The sequence below is a fragment of the Marinilabilia salmonicolor genome (assembly GCF_003003035.1).
Classification (GTDB): domain Bacteria; phylum Bacteroidota; class Bacteroidia; order Bacteroidales; family Marinilabiliaceae; genus Marinilabilia; species Marinilabilia salmonicolor_A.
Map to the genome: position 1 here is coordinate 221,470 of NZ_PVTS01000001.1, position 25,522 is coordinate 246,991.

The 25,522-nt window shown below is 43.8% G+C and carries 19 protein-coding genes; 6 read left to right on the forward strand and 13 right to left on the reverse strand.

The genetic code is table 11. The features are described from left to right. Positions 1–59: 59 nt before the first annotated feature. The 9 genes from BY457_RS00860 to BY457_RS00900 form a co-directional block, all read right to left on the reverse strand. Positions 60–1,484 (reverse strand): anthranilate synthase component I family protein, encoded by a 1,425-nt coding sequence (locus tag BY457_RS00860; RefSeq protein ID WP_106151452.1) that lies wholly within the window; start codon positions 1,482–1,484, stop codon positions 60–62. Between the two features lie 295 nt (positions 1,485–1,779). Then, entirely contained in the window at positions 1,780–2,712 is a 933-nt protein-coding gene (locus BY457_RS00865) for a LysR substrate-binding domain-containing protein (RefSeq protein ID WP_106151453.1), read from the reverse strand. A gap of 92 nt (positions 2,713–2,804) precedes the next feature. Then, positions 2,805–3,962 (reverse strand): molecular chaperone DnaJ, encoded by a 1,158-nt coding sequence (gene dnaJ, locus BY457_RS00870; RefSeq protein ID WP_106151454.1) that lies wholly within the window; start codon positions 3,960–3,962, stop codon positions 2,805–2,807. Between the two features lie 15 nt (positions 3,963–3,977). Next, a complete protein-coding gene (locus BY457_RS00875) occupies positions 3,978–4,598 on the reverse strand; it encodes a nucleotide exchange factor GrpE (RefSeq protein WP_106151455.1) in 621 nt (206 codons plus the stop codon). A 170-nt stretch (positions 4,599–4,768) separates the two neighbouring features. Further along, on the reverse strand, positions 4,769–5,296 hold the full coding sequence (locus BY457_RS00880) for a TlpA family protein disulfide reductase (RefSeq protein WP_258176479.1): 528 nt from the start codon (positions 5,294–5,296) through the stop codon (positions 4,769–4,771). A 287-nt stretch (positions 5,297–5,583) separates the two neighbouring features. Next, positions 5,584–6,888 (reverse strand): UDP-N-acetylglucosamine 1-carboxyvinyltransferase, encoded by a 1,305-nt coding sequence (gene murA / locus BY457_RS00885; RefSeq protein ID WP_106151457.1) that lies wholly within the window; start codon positions 6,886–6,888, stop codon positions 5,584–5,586. A gap of 242 nt (positions 6,889–7,130) precedes the next feature. Beyond that, positions 7,131–7,745: a DUF4290 domain-containing protein gene (locus BY457_RS00890; RefSeq protein WP_106151458.1), complete on the reverse strand. Its 615-nt coding sequence runs from the start codon at positions 7,743–7,745 to the stop codon at positions 7,131–7,133. A 358-nt stretch (positions 7,746–8,103) separates the two neighbouring features. Next, positions 8,104–10,407 (reverse strand): ATP-dependent helicase, encoded by a 2,304-nt coding sequence (locus tag BY457_RS00895; RefSeq protein ID WP_106151459.1) that lies wholly within the window; start codon positions 10,405–10,407, stop codon positions 8,104–8,106. 45 nt (positions 10,408–10,452) lie between these two features. Further along, a complete protein-coding gene (locus BY457_RS00900) occupies positions 10,453–12,645 on the reverse strand; it encodes an alpha-L-fucosidase (protein WP_106151460.1) in 2,193 nt (730 codons plus the stop codon). A 364-nt stretch (positions 12,646–13,009) separates the two neighbouring features. On the opposite strand from BY457_RS00900, the gene BY457_RS00905 reads away from it, so the two are divergent. Then, positions 13,010–14,185 carry a T9SS type B sorting domain-containing protein gene (locus BY457_RS00905; protein WP_258176480.1) on the forward strand — a complete coding sequence of 392 codons (1,176 nt, stop codon included), beginning with the start codon at positions 13,010–13,012 and terminating at the stop codon, positions 14,183–14,185. A gap of 46 nt (positions 14,186–14,231) precedes the next feature. Further along, positions 14,232–15,173: an NYN domain-containing protein gene (locus BY457_RS00910; protein ID WP_181256290.1), complete on the forward strand. Its 942-nt coding sequence runs from the start codon at positions 14,232–14,234 to the stop codon at positions 15,171–15,173. Between the two features lie 40 nt (positions 15,174–15,213). Here the strand turns inward: BY457_RS00910 and BY457_RS00915 are convergent, their stop codons facing one another. From BY457_RS00915 to BY457_RS00930, 4 genes are all read right to left on the reverse strand, one after another. Next, entirely contained in the window at positions 15,214–15,789 is a 576-nt protein-coding gene (locus BY457_RS00915; RefSeq protein ID WP_106151462.1) for a nitroreductase family protein, read from the reverse strand. Positions 15,790–15,852: 63 nt separating this feature from the next. Continuing rightward, positions 15,853–16,428: a superoxide dismutase gene (locus BY457_RS00920; RefSeq protein WP_106151623.1), complete on the reverse strand. Its 576-nt coding sequence runs from the start codon at positions 16,426–16,428 to the stop codon at positions 15,853–15,855. Positions 16,429–16,881: 453 nt separating this feature from the next. Further along, positions 16,882–17,961: a PorP/SprF family type IX secretion system membrane protein gene (locus tag BY457_RS00925; RefSeq protein ID WP_258176481.1), complete on the reverse strand. Its 1,080-nt coding sequence runs from the start codon at positions 17,959–17,961 to the stop codon at positions 16,882–16,884. A gap of 15 nt (positions 17,962–17,976) precedes the next feature. After that, complete coding sequence (locus tag BY457_RS00930) at positions 17,977–21,888, reverse strand: PKD domain-containing protein (RefSeq protein WP_106151464.1); 3,912 nt, start codon at positions 21,886–21,888, stop codon at positions 17,977–17,979. Positions 21,889–22,162: 274 nt separating this feature from the next. Between BY457_RS00930 and BY457_RS00935 the strand changes: the two genes are divergently transcribed. The 4 genes from BY457_RS00935 to BY457_RS00950 all read left to right on the forward strand — a co-directional run bounded on the left by BY457_RS00935 (position 22,163) and on the right by BY457_RS00950 (position 25,459). Further along, positions 22,163–23,074 carry a proline dehydrogenase family protein gene (locus tag BY457_RS00935; protein WP_106151465.1) on the forward strand — a complete coding sequence of 304 codons (912 nt, stop codon included), beginning with the start codon at positions 22,163–22,165 and terminating at the stop codon, positions 23,072–23,074. Positions 23,075–23,868: 794 nt separating this feature from the next. Beyond that, positions 23,869–24,594, forward strand: coding sequence for a DUF2975 domain-containing protein (locus BY457_RS00940; protein WP_106151466.1), 726 nt, complete (start codon positions 23,869–23,871; stop codon positions 24,592–24,594). Between the two features lie 12 nt (positions 24,595–24,606). Continuing rightward, positions 24,607–24,810, forward strand: a complete 204-nt coding sequence (locus BY457_RS00945; RefSeq protein ID WP_106151467.1) for a helix-turn-helix domain-containing protein — start codon at positions 24,607–24,609, stop codon at positions 24,808–24,810. Positions 24,811–25,009: 199 nt separating this feature from the next. Beyond that, complete coding sequence (locus tag BY457_RS00950) at positions 25,010–25,459, forward strand: Hsp20/alpha crystallin family protein (RefSeq protein WP_106151468.1); 450 nt, start codon at positions 25,010–25,012, stop codon at positions 25,457–25,459. Positions 25,460–25,522 lie beyond the last annotated feature (63 nt).

Sequence of the window (25,522 nt, forward strand, 5' to 3'; positions counted from 1 at the left end):
AAATGAGTGTTTTCGAAAGTGGCGTAACGATGAAATTGGACATTATATACAAAATCTGACTAGAATTCTGCAGCCATTTCGATGGCCTTCTTCAAAGCCCCCAGCTTATTATTTACTTCCTGAAGCTCCTTTTCTTCAACAGATTCGGAGACTACTCCCGCTCCTGCCTGATAAAAGAGAGTGTTGTCTTTGCTTAGGAATGACCGTATCATAATGGCTTGATTAAATGAGCCATCAAGGCCCAGTTTTCCGATGCAACCGCCATAATATCCCCGATTGTGAGGCTCATATTTGTCAATCAGTTGCATGGCTTTGTATTTAGGTGCTCCGGATAAGGTACCGGCCGGAAAGGTGTCAGCCATGACACGTGCCACGGCATTAGGGTCTCTTAATTTTCCGGTAACTTCAGATACCAGGTGGAGTACATGGCTGTAGTACTGAACTTCTTTGTATGTTTTTACTTTCACCTCGCGGCAATTACGGCCAAGGTCGTTGCGTGCCAGATCGACAAGCATTACGTGTTCGGCATTCTCTTTCGGATCCTGGCTAAGCTCTTCGGCCAGTTTCATATCCTTCAGGTCGTCTCCGGTACGTCTGAATGTTCCGGCAATGGGATTGATCGTGGCAAGTCCTTTTTCTATAACCAGCTGGCTTTCCGGAGAAGACCCCATCAAACGGTAATTGCCATAATCGAAATAGAAAAGATAAGGCGAGGGGTTGATGTGGCGCAATGCCCGGTAAACATTGAATTCATCGCCTTTGAAAGCTTGTGAGAACTGGCGCGACAGAACAATCTGAAAGACATCTCCCCGATAGCTGTGTTCTTTTCCTTTGGTTACCATCTCCATATATTGTTGCTCGTTCAGAGGTGACTGCTCATTTTCAATGGGGGTGAAATAAAAGGATGGCACCGAACGGTTTTTCAAAATCTCCAGGGTGTCATTTAAAGACGATTCCTGACCGGGAAGGAGATGTTCCACCAGGTAAAGCTGGTTGGTGAAATGATTAAAGGCAATCACCGATTGGTAGAGGTGATAGCGGATATCGGGAATGGAGTGGGGAGCATCCGTGTTAACATTGAGTGTGATGTCTTCAAAATAACGGATGGCATCATAGGAGGTATAGCCATAAAGACCGGAAGCGGGAACCGGGCACTCTTTTTGTTCCGTTTCCGGGATGTCAAAACTGTCGATAAATTCCTGCATTATCTGCGGTACAGATTTCTGGCCCGGTAACTTGATCTCCGATTTATTCCCGTCAGGAAAGCGGGTCTTTACGGTTTCTTTGTCCACGATAAAATCGGCGATGGGGTTGAAGCAGATGAAGGAGAGGGAATTGTTTCCGCTGTGATAGTCTGAACTTTCCAGCAGAATGGTGTTGGGGAACAGATCACGTAGTTTCAGGTAAATGCTTACCGGAGTTACTACATCGCCCACGTGGGCCGGAATACGACTGCATGAGAGGTTTAATTTTTGCTTTTTCATAGGTATCGGTTGTTTTTCTGTTTTCAGTGTTGAGATAAAAAAAAGGCTCACCGGGATTTCCGGTAAGCCTTTCTGTATTATGCTTTTGTTACAAATTTGAGCATGAAGACACCACCTTAATCCCTCTGAGGAAAAAAGAAATGACGCCACCACCAAATATTTGCAACTGAAATGTTCATGTTTTTTGTTAATTGCGGGGTTAGACCCACTATTTATGATATTTGTTATGTTTTTAGACTTTGCAAGTTTAGGGAATGATTTTTTAAAATGCAAAATTTTTATGAAAGTTTTTTATTTATCTCCACTTTATCTTCTTTACACTCTTTGTTTTATTTATATTATCCGGGAGGTTGTCAAGCACGGCCGACTTTATCTGATCAATCAATAATTGCCGGGTAAAGCTTTGGTGTACCACAATGCTCACTTCTCTTACCGGCTCTGGTACAGTGAACCTCCTGACAAACGGGCGGTCCGTCATTGAATCAACCGATAATTCTGGTACCAGGGTATATCCGATTCCTTTGCGCACCATTGCTTTAAGGGCTTCTATGCTTCCGCTTTCGTAATAAAACCCAAAGGCATTGTTGGTCTGATTGGCTTTGCCGCAAATGTCAAGTGTTTGATTGCGGAAACAATGTCCTTCTGTTAGAACCAGTACCTTTGCCGGATCCAAAAGGTTGTCCTCGATGAATTCATTGTGCATATAAGGATGGTCATAGGGGGCATAAAACAGGAACGGCTCATAAAAGAGAGGTATTTCCCTGATTTGTCTTTCCTCTGTCGGGGTAACCATTAAGCCTATGTCTATGCGGTCGTTGTGCAGTGCTTTGAGCAGCTGCTCCGATTCCAGCTCTTCGATTCGCAGGTGCGTATTTGGATTCTCGCTGATGAACTGTGGCAGGAAACGGGGGATAAGGTATGGTGCCAGCGTGGGAATGATGCCGAGACGGAATTCTCCTTCGATGCTTTTTTTTTCGTGACTGACATAATTGCGCAAATCTGAAATTTCCCGGAGGATCTGACGGGCCCGGATGATGATCTCTTCGCCTGCCGGAGTGGGTTCAATGGGTTTCCTGGACCGGTTAAATATTTGCACACCTATTTCATCTTCCATCTTGCGCACCTGCATGGTGAGCGTTGGTTGGGTGATGTGGCAGCTTTCGGCGGCATCGACAAAATGACGATGATCGTCAAGGGCCACAATATATTCCAGTTGTTGGATATTCATATTTTGCGTTTTTAAGAGGCAAAAGATATAAAAAAAACGGGAATCCTTTCCGGGATGCCCGTTTTGTGGTATTTTATAGACAGTTTTAACAATTAAAAGATGTCTTTCATTTTACTGAAAAAACCATTCTGCTCATTACCTGCTTTGGGCGTGAAAGAATCTGATTCTTTAAGTTTTTCCAATGTTTTCTTCTCCTCTTTGGATACATCCGAGGGAATCCACACATTGACACGCACCAGCAAATCACCGCGGTGATAACTGTTTACTTCGGGTAATCCTTTTCCCCGCAAACGAAGAATTTTTCCGGGTTGAGTGCCTGGTTCAATTTTAACTTTCACTTTACTCTCCACCGTTGGAATCTCGGCAGGGGTACCCAATATTGCATCAGGAACACTCAGTTGCAAATGATATATCAGGTCACTGCCATCTCGAATCAACTCCGGATGTTTCTCTTCCTGAATAAGTACCAATAAATCTCCGTTGATTCCTCCCCGTCGGGCAGCATTTCCCTTTCCGGAAACAGAGAGCTGCATGCCTTCTTCCACTCCTGCGGGTATGTTGATGCTCACCACCTCTTCTGTTCTCAATACGCCATCGCCGTTACAATGTGCACATTTTTTGGTAATGGTTTTGCCTTCTCCGTTACAGGTGGGACAGGCAGAGCGTGTTTGCATCTGTCCGAGTATGGTGTTGGCAACCCGGGTTACCTGTCCGGATCCTCCACAGGTGGAGCAGTTGCTGTATGCTGTTCCTCCGTCTGCTCCGGTGCCGTTACAGTGGTCGCAGGATACGTATTTCTTGACTTTGATTTTTTTCTCAACACCGTTGGCAATCTCCTTCAGTGTCAATTTAACCTTCACCCGAAGGTTGGAGCCTTTGTTTACACGCTGTCCGCCACGTGAGGATCCGCCGAATCCGCCAAAACCACTGAATCCGCCAAAACCACCGCCGAAGATATCTCCAAAGTGTGAGAATATGTCGTCCATACTCATTCCGCCACCTCCGAAACCACCTCCGGAAGCACCGCCTACACCAGCGTGTCCAAATTGATCGTATCGTTGTCTTTTTTCTGCATTTCCAAGTACTTCGTAGGCTTCTGCCGCCTCCTTAAACTTATCTTCCGCCTCTTTGTCACCCGGATTTTTGTCGGGGTGAAATTTCAGCGCTTTCTTACGATAAGCCTTTTTTATCTCTTCAGCACTTGCACTTTTTGAAACCTCCAGTACTTCGTAATAGTCTCTTTTTGACATGATAATATTTTGGTTTTATTCTCCAACAACAACCTTTGGGTAACGAATTACTTTGTCGTTGAGTTTATAGCCTTTTTGAACACAGTCGATGATCTTTCCTTTCATATCTTCCGAAGGTGTCGGAATTTTAGTGATGGCCTCATGGACTTCACTGTCAAACTCCTCACTCTCGGTGGCAATCTCCACAACGCCTTGTTGTTTTAAGAATTCCTGAAATTTGTTGTATATCAGGTCTATGCCTTCTTTTACTGCATCGAGATCACTGGCTGTTCCCAGGTGTGCTCTGGCTCTGTCGAAATCATCAATAACAGGAAGGATGCCAGCAAGAATCCCTTCTCCTGCACTTTTGGACAGTTCCATCTTTTCCTTCAGCGTTCTTTTTCTGAAGTTATCGTATTCAGCAATGAGGCGGAGGTGTTTGTCATTCAAATCCTCAAGCTGCCTTTTTAGCAGAGTTTGCTCATCTTCGGCATCCTGCATTGCTTCTTCACACTTCCCTTCTGCTTTTATCTCTTCGGCTTCTTTTTCGTTGGCTTCAGTGGTTTCCTTTTCTTTTGTTTCTTCAGATTTGTTTTCTGAATTTTCCTGAGCCTCAGCCTGTTTTGTCTTTTCTTCAGTTGCTTTTTTTCTGCTCATATCTTGTTCTCTTTATTTTAATATTTGGCGCACAAAGGTATGCAATTTCTTTGCCATATCGAAAAGAGGGACATTTTGGCATAAAGGGAACCGTAAAAATGACAAAGACAGCAAAAAGCCGATGCCTTTTACTGTCCTTGAATCCCTGTAAATAATAAATGCGAAATAAGCTATTTGCTGAGTCGTGCCAATGTCTGGTCGATTTTTTGGATATTGTTGGTTACTGCCACAATACGTCCATCTCCGTCAACCAGATAGTTTTTCATTTGCTCTGCCACCTTAAAGTTTTTTGCCAGTTCTGATTCACGCCCCCGGAAATTACATATGTGATGCAATGCTTTCAGGTTGTCCTGAAGAATAACCTGATTCAGAGGTGTTTCAAATCTGTCCAGCGAAATACTCACAATAACAAGGTCTTTTCCATTAAGGAATTCCTGATTATTGTAGGTTTCAAGCATTTTTGTTTTCAATGGGTTTTCTACCCTTGATTGAGCATCATATGATGCCCAGAAGTCAATCAGAACCATTTTCCCCTTTAGGTCCTCGCTGTTGAATGGAGTCCCGTCAAGAAGTGGATGACTGATTTCGGGAACTTTATTTCCAATGTCAAGCCCAACGCGTGGTTCCGGGGAACCATTGATGAACGACAGAAATACGATTCCCGTAAGGGTGATGATTAATAGTAACTTGTTCTTCATAAGCATAGTCCTTTCCCGAATTGTTACTGCACAAAGTTTCAATAAATTATTCGGACTGGTCAAAGTTTTTAGATGAATACCATTAAAAGAGTGACCAGTGGTTTTATTTGCGCAACAAAACTATGCTGTAAAACATGAAAAATAGCAGGTTGTTTGTTTGGATTATTGGAGATAAATTATATCTTTAATGCGACAAGCAGCCAATATGTTGGTTATCAGTTTTTTATATTTGAGTTAAAAAGGTGTAAAAAAGACAAAATATAGGATCCTATTAAAGAAAAGTATCTTTAAATGCGTTTGATTTTTGCCCCCAGTTGGTTTAATCGCTGGTCTATTTGCTCATATCCGCGGTCTATTTGCTCAATGTTGTGAATGATACTTTTCCCTTTTGCTGACAAGGCAGCAATGAGAAGAGCCACTCCCGCGCGTATGTCTGGTGAGGTCATAACACTTGCCCGCAGCGGTGTTTCATGGTTCAGACCTATCACTGTTGCCCGGTGAGGATCACATAAAATAATCCGGGCCCCCATGTCGATAAGCTTATCTACAAAGAACAAACGGCTTTCAAACATTTTCTGGTGAATGAGAACGCTTCCGTTGGCCTGGGTGGCCACCACCAGGAAAACACTTAGGAGATCGGGTGTTAATCCCGGCCAGGGAGCATCTGAAATGGTCATTATAGAGCCATCGATGAAGGTTTCGATGGTGTATTTTTGTTTTGGAGGAATATAAATTTCATTTTTACTGATGTGCATGTTGATTCCCATGCGTCGGAATGCAAGGGGGATAATTCCCAGATGATCTGTGGCTGCATCCTTGATGGTTATTTCGCTTCCGGTCATCGCAGCAAGTCCGATAAAACTGCCAATTTCAATCATGTCCGGAAGAATGCGGTGCTTACATCCTTTAAGTGCTTTCACACCTTCAATGGTCAACAGGTTGGAGCCTACCCCGTTGATTTTAGCGCCCATAGAATTGAGCATTCGGCAAAGTTGCTGAATGTATGGTTCGCAGGCGGCATTGTAAATGACGGTTTTTCCCGGAGTTAAAACAGCTGCCATTATAATGTTGGCAGTACCGGTAACAGAGGCTTCGTCCAGGAGCATATATGATCCCTCCAGCTTTTCCGCATGGACGGTATAAAAGATGTCGTCGGAGTCGAAATTGAAAGTAGCTCCCAGTTTCTCAAAACCAAAAAAGTGGGTGTCCATACGGCGTCGCCCAATCTTATCACCTCCTGGTTTCGGGAAATAGGCTTTTCCAAAACGTGCCAGCAAGGGGCCCATTATCATAATGGATCCTCTCAGTGAAGCGGCTCTTTTTCTGAACTCTTTGGTCTTGAGATAGTCAAGTTTGATGTTCTCAGCTTTGAAACTGCATTTTTTGGCAGACAGACGATTTACTGTTACGCCTAAATCCTGCAGGAGGTCAATCAGGTTATTGACATCCAATATGTCCGGAAGATTGTCGATGATAACCTCATCTGGTGAAAGTAAAACGGCACAAATAACCTGAAGGGCTTCATTCTTTGCCCCCTGGGGGGTAATGTCGCCTTTTAATTGCAGTCCTCCCTGCACTTCGAAGCTGTTCATTGTTCTGGGTGATTTTAGGAAATGCTTTCCGGTAAGTAGTTCGTGTTTGTCTATAAAGTCCAACTTCTGCGTTGTTGCTCAAAATCTAAATCCTCATCCCGATTGTGCTTTTTGTTGGTTTTTTGTTCAAAAAACTTTACAAAAGCTACTTCGGGACTGCGGTTTATATTTTTCACACGCCTTGAATTTGAACTTTCTGGTTCAAACACGTGAAAAACGCTTAGCTTATGGACAGAGACTAGTTAATTGTTATTCTTTCGAATAAATTTTTTCCGTTGACGGTTGTGGTTGTTATTGTTGTTTGTGTCTTTGAATTCACGGAAATCATTGATTCTTGCTTCTCCTTCAATCTTGATTTTGCCATTGGAAAGGCGTTGGATATCGTTGAGAATCCGATCATCGGTGGCATTGTCTTTATTCCAGTTGGAAAGAGATTTTTTCATGTGATTGCCGATGAGCATGATGAGGTGTCTTTTCAGTGGGCCTTCTTCCATTTCAGAGGCTTCCTGTATCATTTCCTCAACGATGGTGCCGTAATGTTTGAAGGTCATTTTACCCTGATTGTAGGCTACAGGATCGGGTTTTGCCTGGAAGTTTTCCGGTGCAGGGAGGTCGTACGGATAATCAATGTCCAGTTTGAAGTCGGCCATGATGGCCAGGTGATCCCATAATTTATGCTTGAAATCACTGACATCACGCAGATGTGGAAATAAATTTCCCATCACAGCAATTATGGCTTTCGAAAATCGGGTTCTTTCTTCACGGTCCTCAATGGTAAGTGCATGATCTACCATTTTCTGAATATGACGTCCATATTCAGGCAAGACCAGTTTCTTTCGGCTTGAATTATAATCCATTAGTTGTTTAAAAAAATTATTTTTTGCTGAATAACGTAGCGTTTTTTATGCTTCAGCATGCTTGTTTTGAATAAGGTAAGATGTCCGTAGTAGTGTGTAAATGCACCCGGACACCGGGTTCACAAGAGGGTTGTTATTGATGCTAACTTTGTGAAAGCCGGATCTCCGACCATAAATTTTGAATATAAAATTGTTTGTTATAACGATAACTTCTCAAGTAAGTTTCAGGGTTTGCAAATATCGTATTTCATTGTTAAAAAAAACGAACTTGCAGGGAAAAATCTTCAAAAAATGATTGTCTGGTTTGAGATACGATCTTTTCAGTCGTAATCCTTTGAAGCTTAAATGTATTGCAAATCTAAGTGATTATTTTAAGTTTGGCAAATTTAAGCAATAATTGTTTTTGACCTGCATTTTTAAAAAACACAGTGGCTTTGATGTTTGGAGCGACTCCCTCCAGATGCAGAACTTTTCCCTGGCCGAAACGCTCGTGTTCTATTATTACGCCCGGCTGAATTTGGCTTTGTTCGCCCGGGGCGAGAGAATTAAAGCGCGATGGGGAATCATTGTTCTGGAGTGTTTTTCCGCTGAAATTAAATTTTTTCTTTTCCTGAGCGGAGTCATCTTTCAGGTTGAAACGCTTCTTTTTTGCAAACGACCCGGTTTCCTTACCTGTTGGTGCAAAGCTTCGTGATTCAGCAGGAATGTTCAGGTACTCCTGATTAATTTCGCCTAAAAACCTGCTGGGGCGGGCAAATGTTAATTCTCCGTATTTATATCTGTTTCGGGCACAGGTGAGGGTAACTCTCTCTTCTGCACGGGTAAGTGCTACGTAGAACAGGCGGCGTTCTTCTTCAATTCCTGGTTCAGTTGCTGAAGCCATCGACGACGGAAACAATCCTTCCTCCACACCAACGATATAAACATTTTTAAATTCCAGCCCTTTGGCTGCATGGATGGTCATTAATGTGACTTTATTTAGGTCGTCGGGTTTGTCATTGTCCTGATCGGTTAACAATGAAACTTCTTCCAGAAAATCAACCAGACTGTTGTTTTCTCCGCTCTCCTGCCTTTCATCTGAGAATTCACGAATGGCATTGAAGAGCTCTTCCAGGTTTTCAATGCGTGTTTGGTTCTCCTGCGATTTTTCCTGATGGAGCTCTTTCATGATACCACTCTGTGTGGCTATTTCATTGGTAAGATCAAAGGCGGACATATTGGGAGCCTGGCTCATAAAACCTGAGATTAATCGGGCAAAACTGCTTAGTTTCTTCAGGGTTCCGCTGTTAAATCCGGTGTTGGGCAGGGCAGGGTTGGTTATTACCTCCCAAAGACTCAGATTGTTCTGGTTTGCCAGATTTTCAATCTTTTCCATGGTCGTTTTCCCGATTCCCCTTGCGGGATAGTTGATTACCCGTTTGAGGGCTTCGCTGTCCCGTGGATTAACTGTAATTCTCAGGTAAGCCAGAAGGTCTTTTATCTCTTTGCGTTGGTAAAATGAAAGACCTCCGTATATTTTATAAGGCATGTTTTTCTTGCGGAGTGCTTCTTCAAATATCCGTGACTGTGCATTGGTCCGGTAGAGAATGGCAAAATCCTGATATTGGCACTGGTTCCTCAGGCGGGTGTCATTAATGTCGTTGATGACAATAAACCCTTCATCCACATCGGATTGTGCCTGAAACATATTAATCTTCTGGCCTTCTTCGTTCTGTGAATAGACCTCTTTTTTTATCTGCTTGTCGTTGTGCGCAATGATGCTGTTGGCTGCGTTTACAATATTTTGGGTGGAGCGGTAGTTCTGTTCCAGTTTAAAGAGCTGGTACCCCTGATAGTCGTTTCGGAAATTAAGGATGTTTTCAATTTTTGCTCCCCGAAAACTATAAATACTTTGAGCATCATCACCTACCACGCAGATGTTTTTATGCTTCTCTGCCAGCTTTCGGGTGATCAGGTATTGTGAAAAATTGGTGTCCTGATACTCATCAACTAAAATGTATTGAAAACGGGTTTGATATTTTTCCAGAACATCGGGGTTGTCACGAAACAGGATGTTGGTGTTGAGCAGCAAATCATCAAAATCCATGGCTCCTGCCTTTCGGCACTCTCTCATGTAACGTTGGTAAATTTCCGGCATTCTGAACAGACGGGCTGCTGCATCTGCACTTGTGCGCTGGGGGTCCCTGGCATAAACGGCCGGAATGATTAAGTCATTTTTTGCTGCGGAGATTCTGCCCAAAACCGTTCCGGGGCGGTAGGCTTTTTCTTTGTTGAGCCCCATTTCCTTGAGGATGCTGTTGATGAGACTTTTGGAATCAGCAGTGTCATAAATGGAGAAAGAGGAGGGATAACCCAGTTTTTCTGATTCGATGCGAAGTATTTTGGCAAAAACGGAGTGAAAGGTGCCCATCCATAGCTTGGAGGCTGTTTCCTGTCCTACAATTTGTCCGATTCGGTTTTTCATTTCCCTGGCTGCCTTGTTGGTAAAGGTCAATGCCAATACCGACCAGGGTGCTATGCCTTTCTCCAGCAGATAGGCGATTCTGTAGGTCAGTACCCGGGTTTTTCCCGATCCTGCTCCTGCAATGACCAGAGAAGGTCCTTCGGTGTTGATTACCGCTTTATGTTGTGCTTCGTTCAGCTGTTGTAAATAATTCTCCACGAAAAAACAGATTTCTTCGGTTTTTAATTTTCGGGTGTTAGTGGGCTACTTCGTTTGGTTTTCGGGTGTCAAAACAATGGTTAAGTTTTCGAATCCTGCTTCCTGAAAGGGGTTTTGTTGCCCCGCAGGTTTTAATTTCAGGTATTCCGGTTCGGCCGGGATGGAAATGGTCTGTTGCCACCAATGTGCATCGGACAGAGACTTGAGGTCAAAATAATCTTTGCTGCCCACCCGGTTGTAATTTTTAATCAGGAGGATGTTTTTTCCTTTTTTGAGGTCAAAAACCAGCTCTTTAATCAGCGGAGTGCCGGGGACATTATTGCGGCTCAGGAGTATTTCCTCCTGGTTGAACCAGACATGCATACCATCGTTGCCCGTTACGCGGTAACAATATTGTTGTTCATTCTCAGACTCTATTTCCACATAGTAATATCTGGTGGACATGGGAAGGGGGATGAGGTGCGAATCTTTTGTGTTTTTGAGATTGTGCCATGATGTGTTCAAAATTCTCAATCTGTTACTGCCATTGGGGTTTACGTGAACCTCCTTTAAATCTCCGTAGAAAATCTCCGAACGATAGATGTCTCCGGTTTGTATGGTGTCGTATTTGGAGCAAACCAGGCGGCTCTGTTTTCCGTTTAGGACGATTTGTTGTTCGCCATTTGCGGTTTCAACTGCAATTTCTTTTCCTTTCAGCGTTTGAAGGAACCGAAATTCTGCCTGCTGTGGATGCCCGGCGCTAAGGTGCCAGGTCAGAGCCGTTGAGGAAGGAATAGCCGTAATCTGATCCTGTTGTGTGATACCTGTGTGATGAAAAGCGTTGGTGTTATCCAATGTCAGCGTGTCTGCAGCGTTGATGCTGATGCCCCTTTCGGGTATCGGACGGATAGTCTCTTCAAATTCTGCCTCAATTACAGGAACTTCCATCGGATCGGCCATGGCAGGGGCTGTCCAGAGAATCTCATTTACGTTGCCTCTGTTCACGACTTCCAAAGGGATGCCACTACCCAGAAACCGGGCTGCTGTAATTTTATTGTTCAGTCCTGAAATTCTTATGGATGAAGAGGCAGGAACAGATTCCATAAAGAGGTAAAGCTTATTCTCTTTTCTGGTTATTTTGTAGTTGGAGGCTGCCGTTTTGAAAGGGCTTTCCATGGTCTCATATACTGCTTCCCTGTTTACCTTTATCCAACGTCCCAGGTTTTTGAGCACCTCTTCTTCTACTCCTTCTGTGGTTCCGTCTGCTTTGACTCCAATACTTAGTGAGTAATTTCCTCCGGATGATAATACCCGAATCATTTCTTTGACTTTCTTCTTTGCTATGGGCAGAGGATCCACCTCGGATTTGGTATCTTTGTATCCTCGTGTATCAGAGAATGCGGATGCAAGCATATTCCATGCAACATCCGGTGTTTTTGCGGGGAGCGAATTATACTCTGAGGCAACAAAATCTCCCATATCGTTGCCAATGCCATCGCTAATCAGGCATTCAGGTTGAAGTTTCTTTATCAGCTGCCGTAAGTCTCTGCTTTGTTCCGGGGTGTTTAATCCTGAATAAAGATATAGCTCGGATACCGAACCGTAATTGGTCAGCAATTCTTCTATACGTTTGAGATTGACATTATGATGTTCTTCTGTTACGGGAGTGTTGTGATTCTCCGACATTGGCATAGCAGCCGGCAGGTGCCAGTCGGTTAGAGAGTAACTGAGACTAAGCTTGATGTTGCCGGATTCACAGGCATCCGACATCTCTTTTACAAAATCTTTATTGGCCGGAGTGAAATCAACCGAATTGAAATCTGTTGTTTGGGTTTTAAATAAGCAAAATCCATCATGATGTTTGGCATCCAACACAATTCTTTTCATTCCGATGTCACGGGCAAGATTAACAATCTCGTTGGCATCCCATTTTTTAGGATCGAACTCACGTGCTTTTCGGGCATAATTTTCGGGAGTAATTCCTGCCAATGCACGGATATTCTCCGCTGCTCCGTCAATCGGTTGGTTTTCTGTTTTTCCCTCATAAAGTGAATAAACCCCAAAATAGACGAAAAGTGAGAGTTTGTCTTTTTTCCACTCTTCAAGGTTCTTTTTTGAAGATTCTGTGTTTATTTCTTCCGGCGATGGCTCTTTTTTTGTTGTTTTTTTCTTTTCAGGAGAGGAACAGGCAGCTATGATGATGACCAAAAGCATGGCTGCATAGCTTTGTGGTTTGTATATCAGGGGTTTGTTGTGCATAATAGACGTGGTTGTTTTTTTCGCTTTCAAATATAAGCATTCCTGTGTGATGGTACATGAAACTGTTCTATAGATTTGAATTTTGGTGTTTTAATATTGCAATAGTCCGTTAAGTTTTTTCAAAGTTTTGGAAATTAAGCCTTTCGGTCTAAATGAATGTTTTTCATAAAATTCGGAATGCCAATGCTATACATCTTTTCTAATCTCTAATTTCTATAATCTAACGATCTATTAATATCAGATTCACAATTAATTTCTCTTTTCGTACGTTTTATTATTGTAATTTCGTCACTTATTCTAACGGTTAATGATTTTCAGAATGTTCTCAATTAGGTCTTTACTGTTGTTTTTTACTGTTTTTCTAATGGCTTCAGTCAGTGTTCGCGGACAGCTTTCTGCGGAGAATGCACTGGTGGCTCAAACAGAATATTCATCCGCTACTCCTAACGATCAGGTGTTTTGTTTTCCCGAAGGAAGTTTCATGTCAGTGCGGTTTGATTATGCCGGAAACAATCCTTCGTTTGCCTGGTTTCAGCATGACGTAACCGACAACAGTTGGGACAATCAACTGGCCAATTCAGGGAATCAGCTTACTGCCGGAACTCCCGGCGGATATCGGGTGGTTGTGGAAGATGAAGCCGGTGTGGTTGTTGCAGATGAAAGGTTTTGGGTTTACAACACTCAAAAAATAACAAATGTAGAGGCTGAGATCACTTATGATGATTGTTATGGTGTTGAAATGTCTGCCTCAGCAGATACCGTTCCTTTGATTTTCTACGATCCGATGGACGGAAGTTTTGGGGGCGTAAATTACAATCTTGCTTTTGAGTGGACTACTCTGCCCGAAGGTGACGGGTCGCAATCAGGAAGGACTGTCGAATTTGATGCTCCTTTTGAGGATCTATCCTACGTGGTTTCCGTTTCCGACCGCTTTGGGAATGTTCTTGAATCGACCATTGATTATTCTGCCATTGCTGTTGCTGCAGAATTTGAAGCCGATGTGAAAAAAGATACTGTTCCAAACGAACGCCATTCTGATGCGCAGGGGTCCGCTCCCATCGAAATCAAATTTAACGATCAATCGCAGGGGAAAGTAAATGCCTGGGAATGGACTTTTGGAAATTCGGGGCAGTCGGTTGAACAAAACCCGCTGTTTGTGTTTTCTTCAGCGGGAACCGACAGCGTATATTTGCGGGTAGTGAACCGCGACTCGGGCTGTGAGAGCCTCAGTGCTCCGTTTGTGGTAAGCGTATGGGAATCGGAACTGGAAGTGCCAAATGTTTTTACACCAAATGGAGATGGTATTAATGACCAATTCAGAGTGGCTTACAAATCTATTAAGAAGTTTGAAATGGTGGTTTTTAACCGTTGGGGCCGCCGGGTTTATGAGGGAAATGACCCTGCACGTGGCTGGGATGGTAAAATAGGTGGAACCATGGGGGCTCCGGGAGTATATTTTTACTATATACGAGGTGAAGGATACAATGATAATGAAGTGCACAGAAAAGAAGGCGCTGTTCACCTGATCAGGGGGAAATAGAGCAGGGAAGGCGGTCTGAAAAAATCAAAAAAACAAATACTAAAAGATGCAATTGGAAAAAAACAAAGAATTGATTCGAATAGGAGTATTTTATGATGGCAATTATTTCTTTCATGTAAGCAACTATTACAACTACGTACATTCAAAACATAGCCGGATCAGCATCTCCGGATTACATGATTTTATTCGCAATAAAGTGGCTTCGGTGGAATATGGCCCCATGGGGTTTGCGCATAGTCAGATTGTAGATGCGCATTATTTCAGAAGTCGCCCCGGTGCCGCAGAGGCCAGCCAGAAAGGGAATTTGCTTTATTACGACCGGGTATTTGATGATATTCTGATGTCAGAAGGTATTACCACGCACTATCTTCCTCAGAAAAGTAATGCAGGTGGCAACTCCCGATTCGACAAAAGTATTGATGTTTTACTGGCGCTTGAAGCTTTTGACCTGGCCTTTCACAACCGATTCGACGTAATCGTGCTTATAGCGTCTGACAGTGACTATGTGCCACTGGCGCGAAAACTTAATTCCCTCGGAGTGCGTATTATGCTGCTCTCCTGGGATTTTGATTATCGCGATGACTATGGAAATCACCGGGTGACACGCACTTCTCAGGACTTGTTGAATATGGTGACTTATCCGGTTTACATGGAGGAGATTATTAATGAGCCAAAGCCTGAGGAGATTCCACTGGTGGAAAGCCTTTTTGTGAATAAGGACTCGGGAGCTAAAAATGAGCAGCCCACTCCCGAACAAGAGGAGGAACCTCTGGGGGAGGATTATGAGGTGAGTACCATTTTATCTGTGAAATCGGGCTATGGTTTTATAAAGTATCCGCCACTTAATTTATTCTTCCATTATGAAGCAGTGGTCGGGTGTGATTTTAATGATCTCGAACCGGGCGATCAGGTGAAATTCAGAATTGTAACCAACGAAAAAGGGGATGATGTGGCGATGGATGTGGAATTGACCAGTCGCACTGCCTAAAATAAAAAGAGGCTGTCTTTGTGGGACAGCCTTTGAAAAATCAGCATTTGATAATAATTTCATCCAGTGCTCTTTTGGGCACATGGTGTGTTTGAGTTTCGTCTCTCCAGTATTTGATGTTGTCATCTTTCAGGTCTTCGATAACTACCTGTTCTCTTGGTTTGCCCAGAGCAATGACTTCAACAATTTTCAGATGCTTTGGGATCTCCAGTGCATTGGATAGTTTCAGCCTGTCCACCGAACCAATGATGCAGCCACCCAGATTTTGTTCAACAGCTCCCAAAAGTATGCTCTGTATGGCAATGCCGTCATCACAAAAATAATTATCTGAAATTTTTGTGTCATTGAGTACTACAATGTAAGCCGAGGGTCTTTCTCCTTTTACCGGGCCGTCCCAGTTGGGCAGGTAACCAGCCCAGGAAAGGTGCGGAAAGATTTTTGCATTGGTTTCAGCATCGCAGGAGATGAAATATTTGAGGGTTTGAGCGTTGCGGGCTGACGGGGATAGGCGGGCAAGGTCAACAAGGCCTTCCAGAATGTATTGAGGAATGCTTTCTTCTTCATAGAAACGACGATAACTTCTGTTTCGTCGGATTAAATCTTTCAGGTTGTTCATAGTGTTTGGTTAATTTGAAAAATCAACTCCGGCATTTTGTCCGGAGCTGATTGGTTTAAGTTGTTAGAATCTTTTTCCAACGATGTCCCAGTCCACACAATTCCAGAATTTCTGGATGTAATCGGGCCGCTTGTTTTGGTAATCGAGGTAATAGGCATGCTCCCACACATCACAGGTGAGGATGGGGGTAAGTCCGTTTCGAAGCGGGTTTCCGGCATTGCTCTCTTTTACAATCTCCAGTTTGCCATTGCTGTTTTTTACCAGCCATGCCCATCCTGAACCAAACAATGTGGCGGCAGCTTTGGCAAATTCTTCTTTGAATTGCTCAAACGATCCAAATGCTTCGTCAATGGCTTGTGCCAAAGGCCCCGTGGGCGCATTCCCTCCCTTGGGCGAGAAAGAAGAAAAATAAAAGGTGTGGTTCCAGACCTGGGCTCCGTTGTTGAAGATACCTCCATCGGCTTTTTTGATGATGGTCTCCAGATCGGCATTTTCAAATTCGGTTCCCGGCACCAGATTGTTCAGGTTGTTTACGTAGGCCTGATGGTGCTTGCCATAATGAAATTCCAGTGTTTTTTTTGAGATGTTTGGTTCCAAAGCATCCAAATCGTAAGGTAATTGAGGAAGTGAAAAGTTCATAGTGCTTATTTTATTTGTTAGTAATTTGTTTTCTTCATGATCGTCTGCTTTACATGAATACAGCAGGCTTTTAAAAAGCGAGATTTTTTCTTTCAATGGAATGCATAATGTTGTTGCGTTTTTAAAAGGCCAAAGGTCTTTAAGCAATAGCCCAGGGCAACGCCCTGGGAGTTGATGTATCTCTTACGTCCCTCCCATTATTGGTCGCGATGCGACCAATAATGGGAGGGGGATTTGTTACAATTTTCCCGGGGCGTTGCCCCAGACTATTGCTCTCAGGCTTTTAGCCTGTTTTCACCGTATCTTTCTTATATATCAGGTCGGTTAAATGCGTGATGCCTCGATGTGATCCAAATGTATGTCGATGCATGGATCATTCACCATTCTAACAAATATAATAAAAACTAAAGAATTATTTCTCTATTTTTTTCATCGTTTACGATGTTGTCCAAATCAGAATATTCGTTTCCTTTTGTTTCTGTATTTACCCGTGTTTTGTTGGTCAATGAGTGGATTGGACGATGCCTGACAGGGGACAGCAGGTCTTTGACCCCGGTTTCGCAGGCTGAAGTTTTGATTGAATTCAAAAATCAGGGAGAGTTCATGTGCTCCGGCAGAATTCCATCCCAGATTGCTGATGGTAATGTCGTAGCTGTATCCAAAACGGACGGCGCCATGACGGTACGACAGGGAAAGGACGATGGCATCCTGATTGAATTTGGATTCTGTGTCGTTGCCAAACACCGGAAGCCCCCGGTACCATAGTCCTATTTCCAGCGGGTCGTTGAACCAGTATGCACCAACATCTGCCTGGTTGAAATTTTGCTGATGCTGAATCCTGAAAGTTCCGCTGAAGGAACGGTCTCCTTTTATTCTTCGCCGCCTTTCTGTCCAGAAATTCACTCCTCCAAAGAATACATATTTCCGGGGAAGTTGCATTCTTTCTCCCAAAAAGGAGTAGTTGGGGGTTGCCAGGTGGTCGGCGGTCATGCCAACCCACATGAAGGGGCTGTAAAACAATACAGAGGAGGCAAAGTCAACATACTCTGCCTGTTCATTGGTTAGTTGATCCCACGAACCTGACGCACCTCCTCCTATTTGCTCATCGGCAAAGCGCAGTTTGCTGAAATCAATGGAGCGGTTTCCGTAGGCAAACTGAATGGCAGGAACTACCTGCCACTGATCTGTAATCTGTATGTTGTAAGAGTATTGAAGTGCTGCATGTGTGGTTGTTAATCCGGCACTTCCTGCTTTGTCTTGTATGAGTTGTATCCCCAAACCACTGTTGAATGAGTTGAAGTAGTTGTCGAAGGAGACGGCATAAGAGGAAAATGCTTTTTCTATTCCCGGCCACTGGTTCCTGTAATTCATGACCAGTCGCCCTCCATCGGTAGCCCCGGCAAAAGAGGGGCTCAGATACAGTGGTGATGCATAGAACTGAGAAAAATGAAGGTCCTGTGCAAAAGAGCCCGTCCCTGACAAGAGGAAAAGCATACTCCAAAGAGCGATATGTATTGGTTTGATTTTATGCATAACGGGGCCATCTCTTTATCTGAGCAGGGTTACATCTCCTGCTTTTTCAATTCGTTTTCCGTCACTCATGGTGGCTGTTACCCGCCAGATATAAACACCCTGAGGCGCCAGCTTATCACGGTAATAGCCGTCCCATCCGCGATTGATTTCGGTGGTTTCGAACAGTAGTTCTCCCCAACGGGAGAATATCTGGAGTTTGTATTCTACGATGCCTTTCTGCACAAATGGATAGAATACATGATTGGTTCGTTCGCCAAATTGGTACTGGCCACCTGTGGGGCCATTCTTGTTGGGGGTAAAAGCATTGGGGAAGTCAATTTCTCCGCCCTGTTCAGCTTTGACCGCATCCGGAATGGTAATTTCATCTGTGCATCCATCTGAATTCTCCACCCTTAGTGTAACATCGTAGCTGCCGGTGCTGGCATAGGAATGGGTGGGGGAAAATTCAACTGATGAATTGCCGTCTCCGAATGACCATTCCCAGAAATCGGCTCCCTGCGATTTATTTAGGAAGGTTACTTCGTCATCAGGAATGTAAACAACCTTGGGAACCGGCTCAAAGAGGGCTGTAGGGGTATTGTATATTTGAATGGTTACCTCTTCTGCAGTTATGGTTCCGCCCGGGCCATAGGCTGTGAGTCGAACCGGATAGGTGCCGGGTACCCGGTAGGTGTGTGTGGGCTCGTGCTCATTGGAGGACTGCCCATCACCAAATTCCCAAAGATAGGAGGTGGCATCAAGCGTGTTGTTGTAAAAGGAGACAGTCAGAGGTGGACATCCGCTTTCATCCTGCCCGTAGTCGATGGCGGGCATCATAGGAAGGATGGATATGATCTCTGATGTGGTGGCTTCACAAAAATCACTGTAGGCACGCAGGCTGATTTCATAATCTCCTGAGGCTTCGTATTGATGAGGTTCCGGACTGGTTGCTTCAGAAGTGGTGCCATCTCCAAAGGACCACAAATAATTCCATTGACCGGTCGTTGTATTGTTAACTGAAACAGTTCGGTCGGGCATCTGTTGTTCTGTCGGAGTCGCGGTAAAATCCGGCGAGGGAGTCGGATGCACGGTTATCATTGTCGCGGCCTCTTCAGGACATCCAAACGACGAGGTGCCTGTTACCGATATTTCGTAGCTGATATCTTCCTGATTGTTATTTACAAAAGTATGGGCGGTTTGATAGTTGCCTGTTTCGGTGCTCCCGTCACCAAAGTTCCAATAATAACTTTTTGCACCTGACTGTGTCAGTAGCTGGGATGTTAGCGGAGAACAGCCTTCTTCCGGTGTGGCTGTGAGCTCAATTTCACGGACGGGATAAACTGTAATGTATGTGAAATAGCTGTCTGTGCATCCGTAGTCGTTTTCAGCCGTCAGATTTACTCTGAAAGATTGAACATATGCTTCCTGGTTTGTGTAGGTGTGCGATGGGGTCTCTTCTTCACTGAAATCGCTCCCGTCTCCAAAATCCCAGGTGTAACCAGTGGCTCCTGAACTTTGATTGTTGAGTGTGACACTCATCGGTGAACATCCTGCAAGGTCGGAGGTCTCAAATAGGGCCTGAGGTATTGGATTGACCGTTATTTGATAGTCTTTTGTGTCGTTGCAGTTGTCTGCGGTTTTTGCTGTAAATGTGATGTCAAAAGTTTCAGGAGAATTGGTGGTCGTCCGGAAGATGTGAGTCGGGTTTTCCTGAGTACTTGCGGCTCCGTCGCCAAAATCCCATTCGTAGGTTTGGGCATTGACGGATGTGTTTTCAAAGGTTATTTCCAACGGAGAGCAGGCCTCGGTTGTAAATGGCGCCAGGCTGGCCTCTGCCTGTGGGAGGAAGTTGACTGTCTGCACAGCACTTCCGGTGCAGTTGTCTGCGGAGGTCTCAGTCCAGGTAAAGAGGTACTGTCCGGGGGTATCTGCGGCGACGGCTGTTGTTGGGGCGGATGCATCTGTAAATATTGCGCTTCCGGGGCCTGTAGTCATGCTCCAGCTGCCTGTTCCGAAATCCGGTATGGCTTCAAGGCTGGTGGACAATCCGCATACTTCTATGTCTTCACCTGCTGAAGGGGAAGGACTTTCGGAAAAGGTAACGGTTACAACATCAGTGGAAGTACAGCCGTTCAGGTCAATCTCCCGGGACAGTTCATAGACACCGTATGTGTCAGCAGTAATGGTGGCGTTGGTGGAAGAAGCATCATCAAATGAAATATTGCCCGGGCCTGATATTACCTGCCAGAGTCCGGTAGCTCCACTAACCTCATTGCTGTTGAGCTGATGGGTCAGAGAACAGAGTTGTTCATCCGGGCCTGCATCAGCCACGGGTTGTTCTTTGACAATGACACTGATGTCTGTTTGATCTGAGCAGCCCTTGTCGTCGATTACCGTGTAGGTATAGGTGAATGTTCCTGTTTCGGTGGAACTAAATTCCGGGTTTGCAGCATCTGTGGCTGAGAGTTTGTCGGTATCACTCCCGCTCCATGTATGACTTGTAAATACCGTGGAGCCTCCATCGGTAATAGGGCTAAGCTCTACGGTTTCACCGGCACAAACCTCAATGGGGTTGGGGTCGAAAACAATGGAAACCTCTTCAATGTCAATGGTGATGTTGGCCTGATTGCTGCAGCCGGTGTCATCGGTGACTGTTGCCGTGAGGTTGAAGCTTCCTGTATTGGTTGTGTTAAAGTCCGGATTGGTGATGTTGGTGGCACTAAGCGGGGCTGTGTCTCCCGTCCATTGGATAGAGTAGGGTGGAGTTCCTCCGCTTATGGCTGCGTTGAGTTGCAGATCCAGACCCGGACAGAGGTAGATAGAGGTGCCCGGTGTGATGTCGAGGGAAGGTGCCTCCCTTACTTCAATGTCAATACTTCCTGACGCTGAACAGCCATAGGCATTCGATATATTATAGGTAATGGTGTGCGTTCCCGGACCTGCCGCAACAGGGGTGAATTCACCAGTGGAGGGATCAACTCCTGGTCCCGACCAGGTTCCTCCGGGGGTGGCCGGCACCAGAGTATAAGGAGCATCGGTTTCACAAAAGGGTCCTGCAGGATCAACAGATCCGTCCGGGATGGCAACAATCAAAGCCATGGCAGTTGTTGTTACTGGTGGATTGTCGCCGTTTATTGGATCTCCCGGAGGGGTTGTGGGGTCCTCATTGTATGGGTTGCAGGTATTCCAGTTGCGAATGGTAACTTCAAACATATCTCCCACCTCGTAATAGTCGGGTATGTATATCTCTTCAGAAATAGAGGGAGGAGGGGCAGGGGCTTCAGCCGGTTCGGGATAATATTCCACCGAGCCACGGTGTGGCCAGGAGTATCCAACGCCACCAACTGTTGCATCGATTATGGAAGTTGAGCCTGTTCCATAAATCCATTGCGTCCATCGATTTTTATTATTTGGGGTGTCTTCTTCATCCGGCGGAGTACAATTCCATTGACTTACATCCGTGAAACGTACGCTTCCGTCGTTTCCAACGCAAATGGGAAAAACCACCGGGCTGATGTTTAATTCTCCTCCGTTTTCGTTGTCAATGTCCCATACAGTTGCCGTCTGGCCCTGTCCCGAGCTGGTACATAATACGCCATCAACCATTAAAAAGGCCTCTGCGTAGTAATTGCATCTGTCTCCGTTTTTAGGATATATATGTGTGGCACTTGCCTGCCAGTTACCAGTTGTGAGTTCTGATGCAGAAATGATTTCCGGATCTGAACCATCCCCCCAGTCGAAGTAAATGCTAACGTTTCCTGTCCCTCCATCATCTACTCCGCGGAACGTGACAATGCGTTCCACTGTCACCGGAGCACAACGTTTATTGAATATCCAATCATCGTTTTGTCCGTTGGAGTAGTCACAACTTTGCGCATAACCCATGTTTGCCGTTAACAGCCAGAATGCTGCGGCACCAAATAACCCTGTGAATATGTTTCTGTTCATATTTTTGAGTATGACCCTTTCACTCGCCTCTTAACTTCGTCTTGGCCCGATTTACAAATCAGGTTTACAACAAAATATGAATTTTATCAGACTAAGTCAATTGCTGACTTAATCGTGAGATGTGTCATTTTTTTTCTGACCTTATTTTGGAAAATTTACATAAGTCCTTCGCGGTTGGGTGGGGTTATATTGAAAATGAGGACTTATGTTTCACGACTTTTGACCCTGATGAGGTTTTTCTCCATCATGGTTGCGGTCCTTATCTCTTTAACGTATGATAAACAAATTCATTGCATCGGTTTTGCCTTACCTGCCAAAGAAATTTGTCTGGATCTTTTCAAGGCGCTATATATCAGGCAAAAAAATTGATGATGCTGTTGCTGCTTCACACAAACTTGCAAAGGAAGGAATCCGGGTAACCATTGATCACCTCGGGGAATATATCTCAGAAATCAGTCAGGCGGATGAGGTAAGAAAAGTCTATCTGGAAATGATTGATCGTTTTGAAAAGGAAGGGATTCAGGCTACTTATTCTCTGAAACCCTCCAGCTTCGGACTTCAGATCGATTTTGAAACGGGGTATAATTATGTGCGGGAGATTGTGGAAAAGGCCCGTTCTTATGGCTCATTTGTCCGCATTGATATGGAAGACAGCAGTTGCGTGGATGATGAACTGAAGCTGTATCAGAAACTTCATGATTTATTTCCGAAAAATGTGGGCATCGTGATACAGGCATATTTAAAGCGCACCCCTGAAGATCTGGAATTCCTTGCAGAATTGCATTCTCCCGAAAAGCCTGTCAATGTGCGTCTTTGTAAAGGGATTTATGTGGAGCCTGAAAATATAGCCATCAAAGACCGTAAAGAAATCAATGTCCACTTTCTGGATGCCCTTGATTTTCTATTTAAGAAAGGAATATTTGTGGGTATTGCCACTCACGACAGGGAGTTGACGGATGGTGCTCAGCAGTTGATTCAGCATTATTCTCTTAGCGATAAGGATTATGAGTTCCAGATGTTGTATGGTGTAACTCCGGAGTTGAGAAGGGAGCTTTTAACTGCAGGTCACCGGATGCGGGTTTATGTTCCTTTTGGTGAACAATGGTTTGGATATTCAACCAGGCGTTTGAAGGAAAATCCGCGCATGGCTTTTTATATCATTAAGGCATTGTTTTACAGAGGCTGAAGGCAATTGCCAGTTAACAATGATCAATGACCAATAATCAATGATTAATAATCAATGACCAATAATCAATGATCAATGATCAATGAAACGAGTCCCGAATGTTCGGGACGAGTTCCATCCGACCTTGAAAATAATTTTTATAAGGATGAATAGAGAGCATTAGCATTCTGGGGTCAAGCGTAGCAGCCTGCCCCGATTCTTCGGGGATGCAAATGGTACTTTATGGGCATACACTAATTGGTGTTTGTCCCTAAACTAAGCAAATTCTGTTTTTAGAGCTGTTTCTGGTCAGAAAGTGCCAATTGCTAGGCTTGCAAAGCCGCCAAAAACGGAGTTTACCAATCGTAAATGAGTATTTTGGCGGCGAGCGTAACGACGCAAGTGGTACTTTATGGACAGAAACCAATTAAAGGGTCGTTTCTCGTTTGAAACGACCCTTTACACACAGGAATTGTTGGGAGGAAATTAAAAAATGTCTCCACGTCAAAGATCTTCTTTTACCTGCTCTTCCATATTACCTCTGTGTTATCTGTATTTTAAATTCTTGTTGGCCCTACTTCTTCCATACAATCGTTCCACTTCGTGCTAACCAGGAGTGATGAAACAGTAGGCACGATGGCGGGCCTGCAGATAATCGGAGCTTTAAGAAAATAAATAATCCAAAAGGTAAATGAAAAGTCCTTCCTGGTTATTGATTTTGAATAAAAAAATATTGTTTTTCAATAAAAAATATTTGTTTTTCAATATTATTTTGTCTTATATTTGTTTATTGATAAACGATAAAACTCTGACTTATGAAAAATTTGTTTTTGAAGAAAGAAAAGGGCATGCTTAAAGGGGTTTTTTTTAAGAGAAAAATTACATTTCTTTCTGTTATTGCCGGTGTGCTTTATGTATGGATGCTTATTTTTCCTGTTTGGGATGAGTGGGAAGATGCTAAGTCAGGTTTTCTGCGTGGCTGGGGCGTTGAAGGGTATGAGAATCAGGAAGGCCTGGTAAGGGATTCTTTGTTTGAAGTTTTTTACGTAAGAGTTACCCCTGAAGAGAGTGTTATGTTCTTTCCGGAAAATATTCAATTAGAAGGAGGAGAAAATGTTGATTCTAGTTATTCGCTTATGAAAATAGCTTTGCCTGATGAGGTTGTGCGGAAAGCTAAAATAAATGCAATGGAGATTCTGCAAGGAATTATATCTTTAATCATGTTGGTGCTCTATCTTATGTTGCCTTTCCGTTTCTTTGGGTTGATTTCATACCTCCAAAACGGATATTTCTTTGATCGTAGAAATGTTCGGCTTATCCGGCAAATGAGTTGGATGATAATTGGGCTCTATTTGTGCGATTATTTGTTTAAGCATCTTTCCTGGAAAATTAATCTGACATTATTTGACTTGAAGGATTATGCTATAGTTCAAATTGCTTCAGATCCTCTTTGGTTGGTTATTGGGGTGGTTGCATTGCTCCTGGCTGAAGTTTTTGCACAAGGTGTTTTGCTTGAGGAGGAACGGAAATTAACAATCTAAAACGGAAGAAAGATGGCGATTATAGTGAATTTGGATGTGGTCATGGCTAAACGCAAAATTTCTCTGGGAGAACTGGCGAAGAGGATCGATATCACTCAGGCTAATCTCTCCATATTGAAAACGGGGAAAGCTAAGGCAATACGTTTTAGTACGCTTGAGGCTATATGTGAAGAGCTTGATTGTCAACCAGGTGATATATTGGAGTTTAGAGAGTGATGTTTTCGGGTTTAAAATGATTTTTGAACAAGTTGCATGTCAAGTTGGCTGGTTTTTAATTGCTTTTATGACAAGTCGGCACTCAGGGTGTCTTAATGCTGTCATTATTACAGATTTATGGCATTGGCATTTCCTTTGAAGTAGGTTGGACAGAAAACAAAAATTAAATGTCAAACCAAAAAATTAGGAGGATATAGTTATGACACTTGTAAGAAGATTTAACAACCAGGTACCCGACATCGCCAACATTTTTGACGATTTCTTTGGAGGTGATTTCTTTGGAGCACCCGTTCGTCAGGTACGCAAAACTTCTACTCCTGCTGTTAATGTAATGGAGAATGAAGATGAGTATGTAATTGAAGTTGCTGCTCCGGGTATGAAGAAAGACGATTTTAAAGTTGAGGTGAACAATGGCGTGCTGAGCATCTCTGCCGAAATGGAAGAGAAAGATGAGCAGAAGAATGAAGAGAAAGGCTATACCCGCCGCGAGTTTTGCTATTCATCATTTAACCGCTCATTTGCTATTCCCAAGAATGAGGTGGATGAAGGAAAAATTGATGCCTCTTACAAAGATGGTCTTCTGAAAATTAAATTGCAGAAGAGGGAAGAGATAAAACCGAAGCCTGCCCGTATGATTGAAATTAAATAACCAGGTTAAATTATTTTTGAGTGACTCTTTTTGATGGCTCCCTCTGTCGGCTTTTGCCGGCAG

Excerpts from the sequence above, each read along its gene's own strand:
- BY457_RS00940 (WP_106151466.1), top strand. The coding sequence starts at position 23,869 with ATGAAAAATTTGTTTTTGAAGAAAGAAAAGGGCATGCTTAAAGGGGTT.
- dnaJ (WP_106151454.1), bottom strand. The coding sequence starts at position 3,962 with ATGTCAAAAAGAGACTATTACGAAGTACTGGAGGTTTCAAAAAGTGCA.
- BY457_RS00950 (WP_106151468.1), top strand. The coding sequence starts at position 25,010 with ATGACACTTGTAAGAAGATTTAACAACCAGGTACCCGACATCGCCAAC.
- BY457_RS00935 (WP_106151465.1), top strand. The coding sequence starts at position 22,163 with ATGATAAACAAATTCATTGCATCGGTTTTGCCTTACCTGCCAAAGAAA.
- BY457_RS00865 (WP_106151453.1), bottom strand. The coding sequence starts at position 2,712 with ATGAATATCCAACAACTGGAATATATTGTGGCCCTTGACGATCATCGT.
- BY457_RS00925 (WP_258176481.1), bottom strand. The coding sequence starts at position 17,961 with ATGCATAAAATCAAACCAATACATATCGCTCTTTGGAGTATGCTTTTC.
- BY457_RS00915 (WP_106151462.1), bottom strand. The coding sequence starts at position 15,789 with ATGAACAACCTGAAAGATTTAATCCGACGAAACAGAAGTTATCGTCGT.
- BY457_RS00875 (WP_106151455.1), bottom strand. The coding sequence starts at position 4,598 with ATGAGCAGAAAAAAAGCAACTGAAGAAAAGACAAAACAGGCTGAGGCT.
- BY457_RS00930 (WP_106151464.1), bottom strand. The coding sequence starts at position 21,888 with ATGAACAGAAACATATTCACAGGGTTATTTGGTGCCGCAGCATTCTGG.
- BY457_RS00880 (WP_258176479.1), bottom strand. The coding sequence starts at position 5,296 with ATGAAGAACAAGTTACTATTAATCATCACCCTTACGGGAATCGTATTT.
- BY457_RS00910 (WP_181256290.1), top strand. The coding sequence starts at position 14,232 with ATGCAATTGGAAAAAAACAAAGAATTGATTCGAATAGGAGTATTTTAT.
- BY457_RS00860 (WP_106151452.1), bottom strand. The coding sequence starts at position 1,484 with ATGAAAAAGCAAAAATTAAACCTCTCATGCAGTCGTATTCCGGCCCAC.
- BY457_RS00900 (WP_106151460.1), bottom strand. The coding sequence starts at position 12,645 with ATGCACAACAAACCCCTGATATACAAACCACAAAGCTATGCAGCCATG.
- BY457_RS00920 (WP_106151623.1), bottom strand. The coding sequence starts at position 16,428 with ATGAACTTTTCACTTCCTCAATTACCTTACGATTTGGATGCTTTGGAA.
- murA (WP_106151457.1), bottom strand. The coding sequence starts at position 6,888 with ATGAACAGCTTCGAAGTGCAGGGAGGACTGCAATTAAAAGGCGACATT.
- BY457_RS00890 (WP_106151458.1), bottom strand. The coding sequence starts at position 7,745 with ATGGATTATAATTCAAGCCGAAAGAAACTGGTCTTGCCTGAATATGGA.
- BY457_RS00905 (WP_258176480.1), top strand. The coding sequence starts at position 13,010 with ATGGCTTCAGTCAGTGTTCGCGGACAGCTTTCTGCGGAGAATGCACTG.
- BY457_RS00945 (WP_106151467.1), top strand. The coding sequence starts at position 24,607 with ATGGCGATTATAGTGAATTTGGATGTGGTCATGGCTAAACGCAAAATT.